The sequence below is a fragment of the Pseudomonas sp. LBUM1663 genome (assembly GCF_059695905.1).
Map to the genome: position 1 here is coordinate 895,068 of NZ_CP166792.1, position 18,762 is coordinate 913,829.

Annotated in this window: 17 protein-coding genes and 3 tRNA genes; 17 read left to right on the top strand and 3 right to left on the bottom strand. The window is 56.9% G+C overall.

Annotated features, from left to right (window positions below; genetic code table 11):
- Positions 1-4 precede the first annotated feature (4 nt).
- Positions 5-313: a YhbY family RNA-binding protein gene (locus tag ACA075_RS03875; RefSeq protein ID WP_008057408.1), complete on the bottom strand. Its 309-nt coding sequence runs from the start codon at positions 311-313 to the stop codon at positions 5-7.
- Between the two features lie 104 nt (positions 314-417).
- Here ACA075_RS03875 and rlmE point away from each other — a divergent pair, with 104 nt between their 5' ends.
- The 16 genes from rlmE (at position 418) to ACA075_RS03955 (ending at position 15,924) form a co-directional block, all read left to right on the top strand.
- Positions 418-1,047 carry a 23S rRNA (uridine(2552)-2'-O)-methyltransferase RlmE gene (gene rlmE, locus ACA075_RS03880; RefSeq protein ID WP_008005470.1) on the top strand — a complete coding sequence of 210 codons (630 nt, stop codon included), beginning with the start codon at positions 418-420 and terminating at the stop codon, positions 1,045-1,047.
- Between the two features lie 202 nt (positions 1,048-1,249).
- Positions 1,250-3,163, top strand: a complete 1,914-nt coding sequence (gene ftsH, locus ACA075_RS03885; RefSeq protein WP_219096604.1) for an ATP-dependent zinc metalloprotease FtsH — start codon at positions 1,250-1,252, stop codon at positions 3,161-3,163.
- An 8-nt stretch (positions 3,164-3,171) separates the two neighbouring features.
- Positions 3,172-4,023 carry a dihydropteroate synthase gene (gene folP, locus ACA075_RS03890; protein WP_497297364.1) on the top strand — a complete coding sequence of 284 codons (852 nt, stop codon included), beginning with the start codon at positions 3,172-3,174 and terminating at the stop codon, positions 4,021-4,023.
- A 16-nt stretch (positions 4,024-4,039) separates the two neighbouring features.
- Positions 4,040-5,377 carry a phosphoglucosamine mutase gene (gene glmM / locus ACA075_RS03895; RefSeq protein ID WP_010463493.1) on the top strand — a complete coding sequence of 446 codons (1,338 nt, stop codon included), beginning with the start codon at positions 4,040-4,042 and terminating at the stop codon, positions 5,375-5,377.
- Between the two features lie 66 nt (positions 5,378-5,443).
- Positions 5,444-6,199, top strand: a complete 756-nt coding sequence (gene tpiA / locus ACA075_RS03900; RefSeq protein ID WP_497297365.1) for a triose-phosphate isomerase — start codon at positions 5,444-5,446, stop codon at positions 6,197-6,199.
- A 4-nt stretch (positions 6,200-6,203) separates the two neighbouring features.
- Positions 6,204-6,587: a preprotein translocase subunit SecG gene (secG, locus tag ACA075_RS03905; RefSeq protein WP_017336473.1), complete on the top strand. Its 384-nt coding sequence runs from the start codon at positions 6,204-6,206 to the stop codon at positions 6,585-6,587.
- Positions 6,588-6,609: 22 nt separating this feature from the next.
- Positions 6,610-6,695: transfer RNA gene (locus ACA075_RS03910), tRNA-Leu, on the top strand.
- Positions 6,696-6,791: 96 nt separating this feature from the next.
- Positions 6,792-6,868: transfer RNA gene (locus ACA075_RS03915), tRNA-Met, on the top strand.
- Between the two features lie 138 nt (positions 6,869-7,006).
- Complete coding sequence (gene rimP / locus ACA075_RS03920; protein WP_010463487.1) at positions 7,007-7,465, top strand: ribosome maturation factor RimP; 459 nt, start codon at positions 7,007-7,009, stop codon at positions 7,463-7,465.
- A 47-nt stretch (positions 7,466-7,512) separates the two neighbouring features.
- On the top strand, positions 7,513-8,994 hold the full coding sequence (gene nusA, locus ACA075_RS03925; RefSeq protein WP_008024459.1) for a transcription termination factor NusA: 1,482 nt from the start codon (positions 7,513-7,515) through the stop codon (positions 8,992-8,994).
- A 27-nt stretch (positions 8,995-9,021) separates the two neighbouring features.
- Entirely contained in the window at positions 9,022-11,550 is a 2,529-nt protein-coding gene (gene infB, locus ACA075_RS03930) for a translation initiation factor IF-2 (protein ID WP_497297366.1), read from the top strand.
- Between the two features lie 159 nt (positions 11,551-11,709).
- Positions 11,710-12,111 (top strand): 30S ribosome-binding factor RbfA, encoded by a 402-nt coding sequence (rbfA, locus tag ACA075_RS03935; protein WP_007942872.1) that lies wholly within the window; start codon positions 11,710-11,712, stop codon positions 12,109-12,111.
- A 3-nt stretch (positions 12,112-12,114) separates the two neighbouring features.
- A complete protein-coding gene (truB, locus tag ACA075_RS03940) occupies positions 12,115-13,032 on the top strand; it encodes a tRNA pseudouridine(55) synthase TruB (protein ID WP_461968467.1) in 918 nt (305 codons plus the stop codon).
- Between the two features lie 117 nt (positions 13,033-13,149).
- The gene (gene rpsO / locus ACA075_RS03945) at positions 13,150-13,419 is read left to right on the top strand and encodes a 30S ribosomal protein S15 (RefSeq protein WP_003176135.1); all 270 of its coding nucleotides are present in this window, start codon (positions 13,150-13,152) and stop codon (positions 13,417-13,419) included.
- 195 nt (positions 13,420-13,614) lie between these two features.
- Positions 13,615-15,720: a polyribonucleotide nucleotidyltransferase gene (gene pnp / locus ACA075_RS03950; protein ID WP_010463478.1), complete on the top strand. Its 2,106-nt coding sequence runs from the start codon at positions 13,615-13,617 to the stop codon at positions 15,718-15,720.
- 128 nt (positions 15,721-15,848) lie between these two features.
- Positions 15,849-15,924 (top strand) — tRNA-Thr (locus ACA075_RS03955).
- A 7-nt stretch (positions 15,925-15,931) separates the two neighbouring features.
- Here the strand turns inward: ACA075_RS03955 and ACA075_RS03960 are convergent.
- Complete coding sequence (locus tag ACA075_RS03960) at positions 15,932-16,975, bottom strand: hypothetical protein (RefSeq protein WP_497297367.1); 1,044 nt, start codon at positions 16,973-16,975, stop codon at positions 15,932-15,934.
- 314 nt (positions 16,976-17,289) lie between these two features.
- On the opposite strand from ACA075_RS03960, the gene ACA075_RS03965 reads away from it, so the two are divergent.
- Entirely contained in the window at positions 17,290-17,595 is a 306-nt protein-coding gene (locus ACA075_RS03965; RefSeq protein WP_497297369.1) for a DUF6388 family protein, read from the top strand.
- Positions 17,596-17,634: 39 nt separating this feature from the next.
- Here the strand turns inward: ACA075_RS03965 and nadC are convergent, their stop codons facing one another.
- On the bottom strand, positions 17,635-18,483 hold the full coding sequence (nadC, locus tag ACA075_RS03970; RefSeq protein WP_497297371.1) for a carboxylating nicotinate-nucleotide diphosphorylase: 849 nt from the start codon (positions 18,481-18,483) through the stop codon (positions 17,635-17,637).
- Positions 18,484-18,762: the final 279 nt, after the last annotated feature.

The following is an 18,762-nucleotide window of genomic DNA, read 5'->3' on the forward strand; positions in this document are numbered from 1 at the left end:
GCCATCACTTGAAGCGATGGACGTTCGACAGCTGCTTGTTGACGCTGAAGTTCTTGCGATAAATCAGTGCCATCTTGCCGATGACCTGGACCAGGTCCGCTTTGCCGACCTTGCACAGTTCTGCAATGTTCGCCAGGCGCGACTCGCGATCGAGGATGTTGAGCTTGATTTTAATCAGCTCGTGATCCGCCAAAGCGCGTTCAAGTTCGGCTAACACACCTTCAGTCAAACCGTTGTCAGCCACAATCAAAACTGGTTTCAGATGGTGGCCAATGGATTTGTACTGTTTCTTCTGCTCTTGAGTGAGCGGCATAATCTGACCCCTGCGTCTGATCTTGTAAAAAGCGGCGGCCAGTTTACCCGAGCGAGTCCGGGACCGCCCAGTTAATCACGACCCGTTTTATTTCGAGGTGGCCCGTGGCCCGTTCCAAGACAAGCCTTAAATGGCTGCAAAGACATGTCAATGATCCCTATGTGAAGCAGGCGCAGAAGGATGGTTACCGCTCGCGTGCGAGTTACAAGCTTCTGGAGGTCCAGGAGAAATACAAGCTGATCCGTCCGGGTATGAGCGTTGTCGACCTGGGTGCGGCGCCCGGCGGCTGGTCGCAGGTCACTAGTCGGCTGATCGGTGGTCAGGGGCGTCTGATCGCCTCGGACATCCTGGAAATGGACAGCATTCCGGACGTGACTTTCATCCAGGGTGACTTCACCCAGGACGAAGTGCTCGCTCAGATCCTTGAAGCCGTGGGTAATTCGCAGGTGGACCTTGTGATTTCCGATATGGCCCCCAATATGAGTGGTACGCCTGAGGTGGATATGCCAAAAGCCATGTTTCTGTGTGAGCTGGCTCTTGATCTGGCTGCTCGGATACTCAAGCCGGGTGGTAATTTCGTGATCAAGGTGTTTCAGGGCGAAGGGTTTGATGCTTACGTGAAGGACGCTCGTCAGAAATTCGACAAGGTCCAGATGATCAAGCCGGACTCTTCCCGTGGCAGTTCCCGCGAGCAATACATGCTGGCTTGGGGCTACCGTGGCCGTAGTGAGTAAATCGAGGTTTTTTTGCGGGTCGATAGGTTTTTCGTATTTCGCCCCGTGAGCATTAGCGAATATTGTGTAGAAAGTGTTTCACAAAGGGTTACAGACGGCGCCTGCCAGAGTCGTAGGTAATGTAGTAAGTTAGGCCGGTGAATATCATGCGAAGCGCGCGCCATTAGCGGAGCTTGCTTCAGAGGGTAGTTAATTGAACGATATGGCAAAGAATCTGATCCTGTGGTTGATCATCGCGGCTGTCCTGGTGACAGTGATGAACAACTTCTCCAGCCCTAACGAGCCGCAGACCCTCAACTATTCCGACTTCATCCAGCAGGTCAAGGATGGAAAGGTCGAGCGCGTAGCGGTTGACGGCTACGTGATTACCGGCAAACGCAACGATGGCGACAGCTTCAAGACCATTCGTCCTGCCATCCAGGACAACGGTCTGATCGGCGACCTCGTGGATAACCACGTCGTGGTCGAAGGCAAGCAGCCTGAGCAGCAAAGCATCTGGACTCAACTCTTGGTCGCCAGCTTCCCGATCCTGGTGATCATCGCCGTGTTCATGTTTTTCATGCGGCAGATGCAGGGTGGTGCAGGTGGCAAGGGCGGGCCGATGAGCTTTGGCAAGAGCAAGGCGCGCCTGCTCTCCGAAGATCAGGTGAAAACCACCTTGGGTGACGTTGCCGGTTGCGACGAAGCCAAGGAAGAGGTCGGTGAGCTGGTCGAGTTCCTGCGTGATCCGGGCAAGTTCCAGCGTCTGGGCGGTCGCATTCCTCGCGGCGTGCTGATGGTGGGTCCTCCGGGTACCGGTAAAACCTTGCTGGCCAAGGCGATTGCCGGCGAAGCCAAAGTGCCGTTCTTCACCATTTCCGGTTCCGATTTCGTCGAGATGTTCGTCGGTGTCGGTGCCAGCCGTGTTCGCGATATGTTCGAACAGGCCAAGAAACACGCGCCATGCATCATTTTCATCGATGAAATCGACGCCGTCGGTCGCCACCGTGGCGCCGGCATGGGTGGCGGTCACGACGAGCGCGAGCAGACGCTCAACCAATTGCTGGTTGAGATGGATGGCTTTGAAATGAATGACGGCATCATCGTCATCGCCGCAACCAACCGTCCTGACGTACTGGACCCTGCGTTGCTGCGTCCGGGCCGTTTCGACCGTCAGGTTGTGGTCGGTCTGCCGGATATTCGTGGCCGTGAACAGATTCTTAAAGTTCACATGCGCAAAGTACCAATGGGTGACGACGTCGCTCCTGCGGTGATCGCTCGTGGTACGCCTGGTTTCTCTGGTGCCGACCTGGCCAACCTGGTGAACGAGGCCTCGTTGTTCGCTGCTCGTACCGGCAAGCGCATCGTCGAAATGAAAGAGTTCGAACTGGCGAAGGACAAGATCATGATGGGCGCCGAGCGCAAATCCATGGTCATGTCCGAAAAAGAGAAGCAGAACACCGCTTATCACGAAGCAGGTCACGCCATCGTCGGTCGTGTCGTGCCAGAGCACGATCCGGTCTACAAGGTGTCGATCATCCCGCGCGGTCGTGCGCTGGGTGTGACGATGTTCCTGCCGGAAGAAGATCGCTATAGCCTGTCCAAGCGTGCACTGATCAGCCAGATCTGCTCGCTGTACGGTGGCCGTATCGCTGAAGAAATGACCCTGGGTTTCGACGGTGTTACCACCGGCGCGTCCAACGACATCATGCGTGCCAGCCAGATTGCGCGGAACATGGTGACCAAGTGGGGTCTTTCGGAAAAACTCGGTCCGTTGATGTATGCCGAAGAAGAGGGCGAAGTGTTCCTCGGTCGCGGCGGCGGTGGTCAAAGTGCGAGCTTCTCTGGTGAGACAGCCAAGCTGATTGACTCCGAAGTGCGCAGCATCATTGACCAGTGCTACGGCACGGCCAAGCAGATCCTCACGGATAACCGCGACAAGCTCGACGCCATGGCCGATGCCTTGATGAAGTACGAGACGATCGATGCCGATCAGATCGATGACATCATGGCGGGTCGCACGCCTCGCGAACCACGCGACTGGTCGGGCGGCGGCACCGGTACTTCCGGGACACCTCCGGTGGTGCAGGATGAGCGTCCGGAAACACCGATCGGCGGTCCGGCTGCTGACGTATAAGGTTTGAAATGACTTCTGTTCAGTCCTCGACCCGGTTGCCTTGCGGCAACCGGGTTCTTGATTTGGCCCAGACGCATGTCATGGGCATTCTCAATGTCACTCCCGATTCCTTTTCTGATGGCGGCCGATACAGCCAGCTCGACGCGGCCCTGCGCCACGCCGAGTCGATGGTCGCAGCGGGCGCCACGCTGATCGATGTCGGTGGCGAATCGACGCGGCCCGGTGCAAGGGCGGTTTCGCCACTTGAAGAGCTGGAGCGCGTGGCGCCTATCGTTGAGCGCATCAATCGCGAGCTGGATGTGATTATTTCGGTCGATACCTCCACTCCGGCGGTCATGCGCGAAACCGCACGGCTCGGAGCGGGATTGATCAATGATGTGCGCTCGCTACGTCGAGATGGCGCCCTGGATGCGGCAGCCGCCACCGGATTGCCGGTGTGTCTGATGCATATGCTCGGTGAGCCGGGCGACATGCAGGACAATCCGCATTACGGCGACGTGACCGGGGAGGTCGGCGAGTTTCTCGCCGAGCGCATGGCCCAATGTGCGTTGGTGGGAATCCCGGCTGAGCGGATTATTCTTGATCCAGGGTTTGGATTCGCGAAAACCTTGCAGCACAATCTAAGCTTGTTCAAACATATGGAAGACTTGCACGCCTTGGGGCGGCCCCTGTTGGTGGGGGTTTCGCGAAAGAGCATGATAGGTCAGGCCTTGAATCGCCCGGTTGGAGAACGCCTGTTTGGCGGTCTGGCGCTCGCGGCGCTGGCTTCGGCCAAGGGGGCGCGTATATTGCGCGTCCATGATGTAGCCGAAACAGTGGACGTGGTGCGGATGATCGCCGCAGTGGAATCAGCCGAATAAGAATGATGGAGCACTTATGAGCAAAAAATACTTTGGCACCGACGGTATTCGTGGTCGGGTCGGTGAGTACCCGATTACTCCTGATTTCATGCTCAAGCTCGGTTGGGCTGCGGGCATGGCGTTCCGCAAAATGGGCGCCTGCAAGGTGCTGGTCGGCAAGGACACCCGGATCTCCGGTTATATGTTTGAGTCCGCGCTCGAGGCGGGTCTGACGTCGGCAGGTGCTGACGTGATGCTCTTGGGCCCGATGCCGACTCCGGCGATCGCTTACCTGACACGCACCTTCCATGCCGAAGCCGGTATCGTGATCAGTGCCTCGCACAACCCTCACGACGACAACGGCATCAAGTTCTTCTCCGGAAAGGGCACCAAACTTCCGGATGAAGTCGAACTGATGATCGAAGAGTTGCTCGACACCCCGATGACCGTGGTTGAGTCGAGCAAGATTGGCAAAGTGTCGCGCATCAACGACGCCTCTGGCCGCTATATCGAATTCTGCAAAAGCAGCGTGCCGACCGGTACCAACTTTGCTGGCCTGAAGATCGTGATCGACTGCGCTCACGGCGCGACCTACAAGGTTGCACCTAGCGTGTTCCGCGAGCTGGGTGCCGAAGTCGTTGTGCTTTCCGCTCAGCCAAACGGCCTGAACATCAATGACAATTGCGGTTCGACCCATATGGGGCAATTGCAGGCTGCCGTATTGGCCGAACACGCCGATCTGGGTATTGCCTTCGACGGTGACGGTGACCGCGTCTTGATGGTTGATCACACTGGCGCCATTGTTGATGGTGATGAGCTGCTGTACATCATCGCCCGCGATCTACATGAGCGCGACAAGCTGCAAGGTGGCGTGGTCGGAACATTGATGAGTAACCTGGGGCTGGAGTTGGCCTTGGCGGATCTGTCGATTCCTTTCGTGCGTGCCAACGTTGGCGATCGTTATGTGATCGCTGACTTGCTGGAGCGCAACTGGTTGGTAGGTGGTGAGAACTCGGGTCATATTGTCTGCTTCAATCACACCACCACAGGTGATGCGATCATTGCTGCGTTGCAGGTGCTGATGGCGCTGAAAACGCGCTCGGAAGGTCTGGCTCAGGCCCGTCAGGCGCTGCGCAAGTGTCCTCAGGTGCTGATCAATGTCCGGTTCGGCGGGGGCGCGAGTCCGCTCGACCATCCGGCGGTCAAGGAAGCCAGCGACCGTGTCACCCAAGCCATGGCCGGTCGCGGGCGCGTGTTGTTGCGCAAGTCCGGGACAGAGCCGTTGGTGCGGGTGATGGTCGAAGGCGAGGACGAAACACAGGTTCGCGGTTACGCCGAAGAGCTGGCAAAACTGGTTACTGAAGTTTCTGCCTGAATTCGGCTTGCCAGCCATGATTGTGTTGGGTAACATCTGCGCCCACTTTGACCGACGAGGTACAGCATGCGTCGCCCTATGGTAGCTGGTAACTGGAAGATGCACGGTACCCGCGCCAGCGTCGCTGAGCTGATCAATGGCCTGCGTGATATGGCCTTGCCGAGCGGTGTTGATGTAGCGGTATTCCCGCCTTGCCTGCATATCAATCAAGTGATTGATGGCTTGGAAGGCAAGTCGATTTTGGTCGGCTCGCAGAATTCTGCGGTGGAATCCATGCAAGGTGCACTGACCGGTGAAATCGCGCCGAGTCAATTGGTGGATGCAGGTTGTTCCCTGGTTCTTGTCGGGCATTCCGAACGCCGCCAGATCATGGGCGAGCAGGACGGTATGCTGATTCGCAAGTTCGCAGCGGCACAGGCATGTGGCTTGATTCCGGTGTTGTGTATAGGGGAAACCCTTGAGCAGCGTGAAGCCGGTAAAACTCTTGAGGTTGTCGGGCGTCAGCTAGGCAGTATCATAGAGAAGCTGGGTGTTGGTGCCTTTGCAAATGCAGTAATAGCTTACGAGCCGGTCTGGGCCATTGGCACTGGACTGACTGCTTCGCCGCAACAGGCGCAGGATGTGCATGCAGCCATTCGCGCTCAGTTGGCGGCAGAGAATTCTGAGGTCGCACAAGGTGTGCGGCTTCTATACGGCGGCAGCGTGAAGGCGGCCAATGCGGTCGAACTGTTCGGCATGCCGGATATCGATGGGGGGCTCATTGGTGGAGCTTCCCTGAATGCAGATGAGTTCGGTGCGATTTGTCGCGCCGCGGGAAACTGAAAAAATGCTGGAAACAGTCGTAGTCGTTTTTCATCTGCTGGGTGCATTGGGCGTAGTTGCTCTGGTATTGCTGCAGCAGGGTAAAGGTGCGGATGCTGGCGCGTCTTTCGGAGCAGGTGCTTCAAATACTGTGTTCGGAAGCCAAGGTTCCTCTACCTTTCTTAGTAAGTTTACTGCTATACTTGCCGCCGGTTTCTTCATAACCAGCTTAGGGTTAGGTTACTTTGCTAAAGAGAAAGCTCATCAGCTGACTCAAGTAGGTTTGCCAAACCCTGCAGTGTTGGAAGTACCAAAGCAGCAACCGGCTTCTGATGATGTACCGGTGCTTCAAGAGCAAAAGTCGGCTACTCCAGCGACTGACGTGCCTCCAGCTCAAGAGCAAAAGTAAGAAGGGTTTCAAACGTAGTATTGCCGAGGTGGTGGAATTGGTAGACACGCAACCTTGAGGTGGTTGTGCCCATAGGGTGTAGGGGTTCGAGTCCCCTTCTCGGTACCAATTATCAGGAGAGCCCGCTGTTGCGGGCTTTCTTGTAGGTGGAAGGTTACATTGACCCTGTCAAGGATCGGTCGTATACTTCCGCCCCAGCTTTGTCGCGGGGTGGAGCAGTCTGGTAGCTCGTCGGGCTCATAACCCGAAGGTCGTCGGTTCAAATCCGGCCCCCGCAACCAGTTTAAGGAGCCCCTTTTAAGGGGCTTTTTGTTAGCTGGACACTTTCTACGCCGCTGTTCGACGGCGTTTCAAGGATGGGCGTTTCGCCCATTTTTTTATTTTGCATAGCATGCACATACATGCACGAGGGGGTTCAGGTGTCGAGCAAGCTAGAAGAGTTGCAGGCCTTGTTGGCCCCGGTGGTCGTGGCCCTGGGCTATGAATGCTGGGGTATTGAGTTTTCGGCTCAAGGTCGCCACTCAATGTTGCGCGTTTATATTGATAAAGAGGGCGGTGTACTGGTGGACGATTGTGCCATCGTCAGCCGTCAGATCAGCGGTGTCCTGGATGTTGAAGATCCAATCGCCGTTGAATACACCCTTGAAGTTTCCTCGCCTGGCATGGAACGCCCACTGTTCACTATTGAGCAGTTTGCAAAATTTGCCGGTGAACAAGTGAAGATCAAGCTGCGCTCGCCTTTTGAAGGACGACGCAACTTTCAGGGCCTTCTGCGCGGTGTAGAAGAGCAGGACGTCGTGGTGCAGGTTGAAGACCATGAGTTCCTGTTGCCGATCGATATGATCGACAAGGCCAACATTATTCCCAGTTTTGACTGAGACGCGGATCCCGCGGATCCAATGGCTTGCGAAAGGCGAGGCGTACGATGAGCAAAGAAGTACTGCTGGTTGTTGAGTCGGTATCCAATGAAAAGGGCGTACCGGCAAACGTAATTTTTGAAGCGCTGGAGCTGGCTCTGGCCACTGCTACCAAAAAGCGTTTCGAGGACGAAGTCGATCTGCGTGTGGAAATTAATCGCCACACCGGTGCTTACGAGACATTCCGTCGCTGGACGGTCGTCGAAGAAGCAGACCTGGATGATCCGGCCATCGAAACCTGGCCGAGCAAGGTTGCCGAAACGCACCCGGGCGCCCAGGTAGGTGATGTAGTCGAAGAGAAAATCGAATCCATCGAGTTCGGCCGCATTGCTGCACAGACTGCCAAGCAAGTCATCGTGCAGAAAGTTCGCGAAGCCGAGCGCGCTCAAGTCGTTGACGCTTATCGCGAGCGCCTGGGGGAAATCATCTCCGGCACCGTGAAGAAAGTGACTCGCGACAACGTGATCGTCGACCTGGGCAACAACGCTGAAGCGTTGCTGGCTCGTGAAGACATCATCTCTCGCGAAACCTTCCGGGTTGGCGTGCGCTTGCGTGCGCTGCTCAAGGAAATCCGCACCGAGAACCGCGGCCCGCAGCTGATCCTGTCGCGTACCGCGCCGGAAATGCTGATCGAGTTGTTCCGCATCGAAGTGCCGGAAATCGCTGAAGGCTTGATCGAAGTAATGGCAGCCTCCCGTGACCCGGGTTCGCGTGCCAAGATCGCGGTCCGCTCGAAAGACAAACGCATCGACCCGCAAGGCGCTTGCATCGGTATGCGCGGTTCGCGCGTCCAGGCAGTGTCGGGTGAGTTGGGCGGTGAGCGTGTGGACATCGTCCTTTGGGACGACAACCCGGCTCAGTTCGTAATCAACGCCATGTCCCCGGCTGAGGTTGCGGCAATTATCGTTGACGAAGATGCCCATGCAATGGACATCGCCGTTGGCGCAGACAATCTGGCTCAGGCCATCGGTCGGGGTGGTCAGAACGTGCGTCTGGCTAGCCAGTTGACTGGCTGGACCCTGAACGTGATGACCGAATCGGACATCCAGGCTAAGCAGCAAGCAGAAACCGGCGACATCCTGCGCAACTTCATCGACGAGCTGGAAGTCGACGAAGACCTGGCACAGGTGCTGGTAGATGAAGGCTTCACCAGCCTGGAAGAGATTGCCTACGTACCGTTGGAAGAAATGCTCAACATCGACGGCTTTGACGAAGAAACCGTCAACGAGCTTCGCGCTCGTGCCAAGGATCGTTTGTTGACCAAAGCCATCGCTACTGAGGAAAAGCTGGCAGACGCCCATCCGGCCGAAGACCTACTCTCGCTTGAGGGTATGGACAAGGATTTGGCGATGGAACTGGCGGTGCGCGGCGTAATTACCCGCGAAGACCTGGCCGAGCAGTCTATTGACGATCTGCTCGACATCGACGGCATTGACGATGATCGTGCCGGCAAGTTGATCATGGCCGCCCGAGCCCACTGGTTCGAGTAATTAGGCGCGGCCTGAGGAGAGAAGTGCATGACGCAAGTCACGGTGAAACAACTGGCCGATGAGGTCAAAACACCGGTAGAGCGCCTGTTGCAGCAGATGCGTGAGGCAGGTCTGCCGCACACCGCCGCCGATGAAGGTGTGAGCGATAGTGAGAAGCAGTCTTTGCTGACTCACTTGAAGAGCAGCCACAAGGCGAAAGTGGAAGAACCGCGCAAGATTACATTGCAGCGCAAAACCACCAGCACCCTGCGTGTTGCTGGCAGCAAAAGCATCAGCGTTGAAGTACGCAAGAAGAAAGTCTTCGTACAGCGCAGCCCGGAAGAAATTGAAGCCGAGCGCAAACGCGAACTGGATGAACGTCGCGCAGTAGAAAATGCTGCTCGTCAGAAGGCTGAAGAAGAAACCAAGCGCCGCGCCGAAGAAGAAGCGCGTCGCCAGCCTGCTGCAGCGCAATCCGCTACTAACGACGCCGTTGCAGCCCCTGCAGCAGTTGCCGAACCAGTACGCGAAAGCGCGCCGGTTGTAGCCGCTGCTCCAGCACCGTCTGCTGACGTTCGCAACAAGCAGAACGAACAGCGCCGTCCGGACAAACCACGTGCCGACGATAACAATCGTCGTGGCAGTGGCGATGGCGAGCGCAAAAACGCTCCGCATCGTGCTTCGGTCAAAGAGAAAGCGCCTGCTCCACGCGTTGCCCCACGTACTACCGACGAAGAAAGCGATGGCTTCCGTCGTGGTGGTCGCGGCAAGGCCAAGCTGAAGAAGCGCAATGCCCACGGTTTCCAGAGCCCAACCGGCCCTGTCGTGCGTGATGTGCAGATCGGCGAGACCATCACTGTTGGCGATCTCGCCCAGCAGATGTCGGTCAAGGCTGCTGAAATCATCAAGTTCATGTTCAAACTGGGTACGCCAGCGACCATCAACCAGGTGCTTGATCAGGAAACTGCTCAACTGGTAGCCGAAGAACTGGGCCACAAAGTGACCCTGGTCAGCGACACCGCCCTGGAAGATTCCCTGGCTGAGTCCTTGAAGTTTGAAGGTGAGACGTTCTCCCGTGCGCCGGTTGTGACCGTAATGGGCCACGTTGACCACGGTAAGACCTCGCTGCTCGACTACATCCGTCGTGCCAAGGTAGCTGCTGGCGAAGCCGGCGGTATCACCCAGCACATCGGTGCGTACCACGTTGAAACTGATCGCGGCATGGTCACTTTCCTCGATACCCCGGGTCACGCCGCGTTTACCGCAATGCGTGCCCGTGGTGCCAAGGCGACTGACATCGTGATCCTGGTGGTTGCAGCGGACGACGGCGTAATGCCGCAGACCATTGAAGCGGTCCAGCACGCCAAGGCTGCCGGTGTTCCACTGGTTGTTGCAGTGAACAAAATCGACAAGCCGGGCGCTGATCTCGATCGCATCCGTAGCGAGCTGTCGGTTCACGGCGTGACTTCGGAAGAGTGGGGCGGCGACACTCCGTTCGTATCGGTTTCGGCGAAAGTCGGTACTGGCGTGGACGAGTTGCTCGAAGCTGTTCTGCTGCAAGCCGAAGTTCTGGAACTGAAGGCAACCCCTTCGGCCCCAGGTCGTGGTGTCGTGGTTGAATCGCGTCTCGACAAAGGTCGTGGCCCGGTTGCTACCGTTCTGGTTCAAGACGGTACCCTGCGCCAAGGCGACATGGTCCTGGTCGGTTCGAACTACGGCCGTGTACGTGCCATGCTCGACGAGAACGGCAAGCCAATCAAAGAAGCCGGTCCTTCCATCCCTGTCGAGATCCTCGGCCTGGACGGTACTCCGGACGCTGGCGACGAGATGAGCGTGCTGTCGGACGAGAAGAAAGCCCGTGAAGTGGCTCTGTTCCGTCAAGGCAAGTTCCGCGAAGTCAAACTGGCCCGTGCTCACGCCGGCAAGCTTGAAAACATCTTCGAGAACATGGGCCAGGCAGAGAAGAAGACGCTTAACATCGTCCTCAAATCTGACGTCCGTGGTTCGCTGGAAGCGTTGAACGGCGCCTTGAACGGCCTGGGTAACGACGAAGTGCAAGTGCGTGTTGTCGGTGGCGGTGTCGGTGGTATCACCGAGTCCGACGCTAACCTGGCACTGGCCTCCAACGCTGTACTGTTCGGCTTTAACGTGCGTGCCGATGCCGGCGCTCGCAAGATCGTCGAGCAGGAAGGTCTGGATATGCGTTACTACAACGTGATCTACGACATCATCGAAGACGTCAAGAAAGCCCTCACCGGTATGCTGGGCAGTGATGTTCGCGAGAATATCCTGGGTGTCGCTGAAGTGCGTGACGTGTTCCGTTCGCCGAAGTTTGGCGCGATCGCCGGTTGCATGGTTATCGAAGGTGTTGTTCACCGTAACCGTCCAATCCGTGTACTGCGTGAAGACATCGTTATCTTCGAAGGCGAGCTGGAATCCCTGCGCCGCTTCAAGGATGACGCTTCCGAAGTACGTGCCGGCATGGAATGCGGTATTGGCGTCAAGAGCTACAACGACGTCAAAGCTGGCGACAAGATCGAAGTTTACGAGAAGGTTCAGGTTGCTCGCAGCCTCTAACTCGCGCACTTCAAGGGCCACGGCGAGCCGCCGCATGCAAGTGCGCGGCACGGCGTCAGGACTCTAAACGCAACGCCCGGTCTGGCTTTTGTCAGGCCGGGCGTTTGCCGCTTTCAGACCCCTCGGGTTTCACCGTGGGGCAGTAACAGGTAACAAGACATGGCAAAAGAATACAGCCGTACCCAACGTATCGGCGATCAGATGCAGCGTGAGCTGGCACAGCTGATCCGTCGTGAAGTCAAAGACCCGCGCGTCGGCCTGGTCACCATCACCGCTGTTGAAGTCAGCCGTGACGTCGGTCACGCCAAGATCTTCATCACCGTGATGGGTCAGGACAACGCCGAAGACATCGCACAAAGCATCAAGGTGCTCAACTCCGCCGCTGGCTTCCTGCGTATGCAGTTGGCTCGCGAAATGAAGTTGCGCAGCGTTCCGCAGTTGCACTTCCACTACGACGAAAGCGTCGTGCGTGGTGCACACCTGTCGGCCCTGATCGAGCGTGCGGTGGCTGAAGACAATCAGCACCCGGTAGCCGCTGAACCCGAAGACGCCAAGGAGTAATCGGTGGCTCAGGTCAAACGTATCCGTCGTAACGTCAGCGGTATTATCCTGCTCGACAAGCCGCTGGGGTTCACCTCCAACGCCGCGTTGCAGAAGGTTCGCTGGTTGCTGAACGCCGAGAAGGCCGGGCATACCGGCAGTCTCGATCCGCTGGCCACCGGCGTGCTGCCGTTGTGCTTCGGTGAGGCCACCAAGTTCTCGCAATACCTGCTCGATTCCGACAAGGCTTATGAAACCCTGGCGCAGCTGGGCAAGACCACCACCACGGCCGATGCCGAGGGTGAAGTTTTGCAGGAACGCCCGGTGACCGTTGGTCGTGTCGATGTCGAAGCTGTTTTACCGGGTTTTCGCGGGCAAATCAGTCAGATACCGCCGATGTACTCGGCGCTCAAGCGTGACGGACAGCCGCTGTACAAGCTGGCTCGTGCAGGCGAAGTAGTGGAGCGCGAACCGCGTTCTGTTACTATTGCGCGCTTGGAATTACTGGCCTTCGAGGGTGATACTGCGCGGCTTGCGGTGGATTGCAGCAAAGGCACCTATATCCGCACCCTGGTGGAGGATATCGGTGAGCAACTCGGTTGTGGCGCTTACGTGGCTGAATTGCGACGTACCCAGGCCGGGCCTTTCACGCTAGCACAGACGGTCACGCTGGAAGAGTTGGAAGCGGTACATGCCGAAGGCGGCAATGAAGCGGTTGATCGCTTCCTGATGCCGTCGGACAGTGGTCTGCTGGATTGGCCGCTGTTGCAGTTCTCGGAGCACAGCTCGTTCTACTGGCTTAACGGCCAACCGGTACGAGCCCCGGATGCACCGAAGTTCGGCATGGTACGGGTACAGGATCACAATGGTCGCTTCATCGGTATCGGTGAAGTGAGCGAAGACGGGCGCATCGCGCCACGTCGACTGATTCGGTCAGAATGACCGGACGAGGGTGGCTGTTAACAGGCACGGTCACTACTCATTTTTAGATACAGGGATTTGTCCCTGGCCTGTTGAAGCTGTTTCTCTGAAACAGTTTCCTGATAAAAGGATTGCCTCATGGCTCTCGACGTTCAAGAAAAAGCTCAAATCGTAGCTGACTACCAGCAAGCTGTTGGTGACACTGGTTCGCCAGAAGTGCAAGTTGCACTGCTGACCCACAACATCAACAAGCTGCAAGGTCACTTCAAGGCCAACGGTAAAGATCACCACTCCCGTCGTGGTCTGATCCGCATGGTTAACCAGCGTCGTAAGCTGCTGGACTACCTGAAAGGCAAGGATCTGGGTCGTTACCAGGCTCTGATCGGTCGCCTGGGTCTGCGTCGCTAATAAGCGATTGCGCTAGAGGTTGGTTGTCTGTCGTGCGTCAGTGGGTTTCCCGCTGGCGCATGGCAGGCTCCCAGCCTCAAGTTTTATCTGGACACACGTTTTACCCTGGACAGGCGTTGGGCCGATTCCCGACATTGCCCAAGAATTTCGCAAGAAGACAAGTTCCCCAAGAGCCACAAAAGAAGGTAGGACACCGTGAACCCGGTAATCAAAAAATTCCAGTTCGGTCAGTCGACCGTTACCCTCGAGACTGGCCGTATCGCCCGTCAGGCCTCCGGCGCAGTATTGGTCACCGTTGACGACGACGTCAGCGTATTGGTGACTGTGGTCGGCGCCAAGCAAGCCGATCCAGGCAAGGGCTTCTTCCCTCTGTCCGTTCACTACCAGGAAAAGACTTACGCTGCCGGTAAGATCCCTGGCGGTTTCTTCAAGCGCGAAGGCCGTCCTTCCGAGAAAGAAACCCTGACTTCCCGACTGATCGACCGTCCGATCCGTCCGCTGTTCCCAGAAGGCTTCATGAACGAAGTGCAGGTTGTCTGCACCGTCGTATCCACCAGCAAGAAAACCGATCCGGACATCGCTGCGATGATCGGTACCTCGGCTGCCCTGGCTATCTCCGGTATTCCTTTCGATGGCCCGATCGGCGCTGCCCGCGTTGCGTTCCACGAAAGCACTGGCTACCTGCTGAACCCGACTTACGAACAACAGAAAGCTTCGAGCCTGGACATGGTCGTTGCCGGTACTTCGGAAGCCGTGTTGATGGTTGAATCGGAAGCCAAAGAGCTGACCGAAGACCAGATGCTGGGCGCGGTACTGTTTGCTCACGACGAGTTCCAGGTGGTGATCAACGCCGTCAAGGAACTGGCCGCCGAAGCTGCCAAGCCGACCTGGACCTGGGCTCCACAGCCAGAAGCCACTGCTCTGCTGGGCGCTATCCGTGCCGAGTTCGGCGACGCAATCTCCCAGGCTTACACCATCACTATCAAGGCCGACCGTTACGCTCGCCTGGGTGAGCTGAAAGACCAGGTGGTTGCCAAGCTCTCCGGTGAAGAAGGCCAGCCTTCGTCCAGCGAAGTCAAAGCTGCTTTCGGCGAAATCGAATACCGCACCGTTCGCGAAAACATCGTAAACGGCAAGCCACGTATCGACGGTCGCGACACCAAGACTGTACGTCCTTTGAACATCGAAGTTGGTGTTCTGCCCAAGACCCACGGTTCGGCTCTGTTCACCCGTGGCGAGACCCAGGCCCTGGTTGTTGCAACACTGGGCACCGCCCGTGACGCACAACTGCTGGACACCCTGGAAGGCGAGAAAAAAGACCCGTTCATGCTGCACTACAACTTCCCTCCGTTCTCGGTAGGTGAGTGTGGTCGCATGGGTGGCGCTGGTCGTCGCGAAATCGGTCACGGCCGTCTGGCTCGTCGTTCGATTGCAGCCATGCTGCCTGCTGCCGACGTGTTCCCGTACACCATTCGTGTTGTGTCGGAAATCACCGAGTCCAACGGTTCGAGCTCCATGGCTTCGGTCTGCGGCGCTTCCCTGGCCCTGATGGATGCCGGCGTTCCGATGAAGGCACCGGTTGCCGGTATCGCGATGGGTCTGGTTAAAGAAGGCGAGAAGTTCGCCGTCCTGACCGACATCCTGGGTGACGAAGACCACCTGGGCGACATGGACTTCAAAGTAGCCGGTACCGCCAAAGGTGTGACCGCGCTGCAGATGGACATCAAGATCAAAGGCATCACCGAAGAAATCATGGAGATCGCTCTGGGCCAAGCCCTGGAAGCGCGCCTGAATATCCTCGGTCAGATGAACCAGATCATTGGCCAGTCGCGTACCGAACTGTCGGAAAACGCTCCGACCATGATCGCGATGAAAATCGACACCGACAAAATCCGTGATGTCATCGGTAAAGGCGGCGCGACCATTCGTGCGATCTGTGAAGAGACCAAGGCTTCGATCGACATCGAAGACGACGGCTCGATCAAGATCTTCGGCGAGACCAAGGAAGCGGCTGAAGCTGCACGTCAGCGCGTTCTGGGCATCACCGCAGAAGCTGAAATCGGCAAGATCTACGTCGGTAAGGTTGAGCGCATCGTCGACTTCGGCGCATTCGTCAACATCCTGCCTGGCAAGGACGGTCTGGTTCACATCTCGATGCTGAGCGATGCTCGCGTTGAGAAAGTGACCGACATCCTGAAAGAAGGCCAGGAAGTGGAAGTACTGGTACTGGACGTGGACAACCGCGGCCGTATCAAACTGTCCATCAAAGACGTAGCAGCGGCCAAGGCGTCGGGCGTTTAATCACCCCCGTCTGACCGTTTCAACGTTATAAAAAATGCCCCGCAGTGAAAGCTGCGGGGCATTTTTTTGTCTGTGAAACAGCGCCTGAAGTTGCTGGTCCTCGAACCCGGTGCTAGGTTTAGCCCACCGCCCGTGTAGCTCAGCCGGTAGAGCAGCGCACTCGTAACGCGAAGGTCGCAGGTTCGATTCCTGTCTCGGGCACCATTCCCTCCTATTTCACCTTTCTGCTCAGATCTTCCACAGTGCGTTTGAGCTGATCCAGTTGATTGTCCTGATCACTGACTTCCCGCTTAAGGCTGGACAGGTCGCTGGAACTGGAGCTGGAACTCGATCCAGCGCTACGCTTGAGGTCTTCCACCTGGCTGGCAAGCCTTTTCAGGTCGTTCTCCTGTTCGTTGACGGTACGTTTGAGGTCGTTCACTTCGCTGGAGCTTGAACTTGAACTGGAGTTCGAGTTGCTGCTGCGCTTTAGATCGTCCATCTGAGTGGCTAGCTTTTTCAGGTCGTTTTCCTGTTCGCTCACAGTGCGTTTCAGATCACTCACTTCGCTTGAGCTTGAGCTTGAGCTTGAGCTGGAATTCGAGCTGCTGCTGCTGCTGCGCTTGAGGTCGTCCATCTGGCTGGCGAGCTTTTTCAGTCCGTTGTCCTGTTCGCTGACCGTGCGCTTGAGGTCGCTGACTTCGCTGGAACTGGAGCTGGAATTCGAGCTGTTATTGCGTTTGAGCTCGTCCACGGCCTTGGCAAGGTTTACCAAACCGGTGTTCTGTTCGCTGACCGTGCGTTTCAGGTCGTTCACTTCGCTGGCGCTGGAACTGGAGCTCGAACCACTGTTGCGTTTGAACTCGTCCATGGCCTTGGCGAGGTTCTTCAGCGCCGTTTCCTGGTCACTGACCGTGCGCTTGAGTTTGTCCACTTCGCTGGCATTCGAATTTGAACTGGACCCCGTGTCCTTTTTGAATTCTTCGATGAGCCGTGCCTGTGCACTGACGGTTTTCTTCAGCTCTTCCAGATCTGCCGTATCGCTTTTAACCAGTCTTTGTAATTTTTCCACGTCCTCAATACTGATACCGGATCTGACCATCACGTTTGTGCCGTAATAGTCGTGGTAAACGAGAAATTTATCGGAAGAGTTTGCGCTGTCGGATTTGTACTCCAGACCTGCTTGAGCCGAATCGGGTAATGCCAGGGTGCCGAGAAGAAGGGCGGCCATGCCAGTTGCAGACAGGATGGACGAAAGCTTGGAGAAATTGCGCATCACGGGTTCCTTGTGACGTGCCTAGATGGCACATCGCTATGACTTTACCTTTTGAACGTTGTTCCTGGGTAGCGAAGGAAAATTTTCAGAAAGGCCGATCAACGGTTTTTTTGTAGATTTGATGTAAAAGTCCATATAAATCGTCGACCAAACGTCCTATATTCGGACGTTGCACACGTACCACTTTGCAGTTTTCAGATGATCCCCGAATGGTTCTGAAGGCCAGACAAACCGGGCTTCACACGGTTTTTTGCGTCAGAGAGATCCTTGATGATCCAGATCCATCTTCCATTCCCCAGATCAGCGAGAACGCCATGACCGTTAAAGAATTGACTCAAGAAGCCAGACACGAAGAAGCGCTTAAAAAGTACCTGCTTGATACGCCCCAGCTAGCGGACGAGATCAAGGACCTGCCAGCCGACGATCAGAAAGACCAGGTCCAGTGGGCGTTCGAGGATGAGGCGGAATCCCAGGGCTTGCAGCCGTGGGAGCTGACGCTCAAGTACACCTCGACCCCTGAAGAGTTCGAGGCTGCGCGCCTGGTGCTGCACAAGGAGGCGGCCGAGGTGTTGGGCGTCGAGTGGGAAGAGTACTGCGAGATGAACAATCTGGTGGTCTGACAAAAACGCCAGCCTCAATGAGGCTGGCGTTTTTCATTCTCAGAGGCTGAGACGCATCGACAGGTCGACAGCCTTCACATCCTTGGTCATAGCACCAATCGAAATGTAATCCACCCCGGTTTCCGCGATCGGCAGCAGCGTGTTTTCGTTGATACCACCGCTGGCTTCCAGTTTCGCCTTGCCCGCGTTCAGACGCACGGCTTCACGCATGTCATCCAGGCTTAGCTCGTCGAGCATGATGATGTCTGCACCCGCCGCCAGGGCTTCCTTCAATTCCTCCAGGCTCTCCACTTCAATCTCGACCGGCTTGCCCGGGGCGATCTTGTGCGCAGCGTTAATGGCCTCAGGAATGCCACCGCAGGCGGCGATGTGGTTTTCCTTGATCAGGAAGGCGTCGTACAAGCCGATGCGGTGGTTATGGCAACCGCCGCAGGTCACGGCGTACTTCTGCGCCAGACGCAGGCCCGGCAGGGTTTTACGGGTGTCGAGCAGCTTCACCTGGGTCTCGCCGACAAAATCCGCCAGGTATTGCGCGCGGGTGGCTACGCCCGAGAGTAATTGCAGGAAATTCAGTGCGCAGCGTTCGCCGGTCAGAAGCGAGCGTGCCGGGCCTTCGAGGTGGAACAGCGCCTGATTGGGTTTCACCCGTTCGCCGTCGCGCACCTGCCAATGCACCGCGACCCGTGGATCGAGTTGCCGGAAAACGGCATCGACCCATGCGGTGCCGGCAATGACCGCAGCGTCGCGGGTGATGATGGTGGCTTTAGCCAGGCGTTCGGCCGGGATCAGCTGTGCGGTGATGTCGCCGCTGCCGATGTCTTCGAGCAACGCACGGCGCACGTTGGCTTCGATTTCGGCGGTCAAATCGGCGAGACGTAGATTCGGCATAACGGGCTCCACAAACAAAGTGGTCCGATTATAGGGCCATGGCGCGAGGCAACCCAAGGCATCAGAGGCGTTCCCCTCATCTGCAAACCTGCATTTGGTCGATTCCCTTGAGTCATCGGCACTAAGTCAGCGTCTTCCCAATGCGTCTATTTCGATACGAAGCGCAGAGTCCGCTGGCACACGGGGGCGCTTTTGCAAGATAATCCGCCTTGCTTTTGACGTCATGGCTTTGACGTGTTTTTGGGTTCACGACTATTCGCAGAATCACCGTTTCAGGAG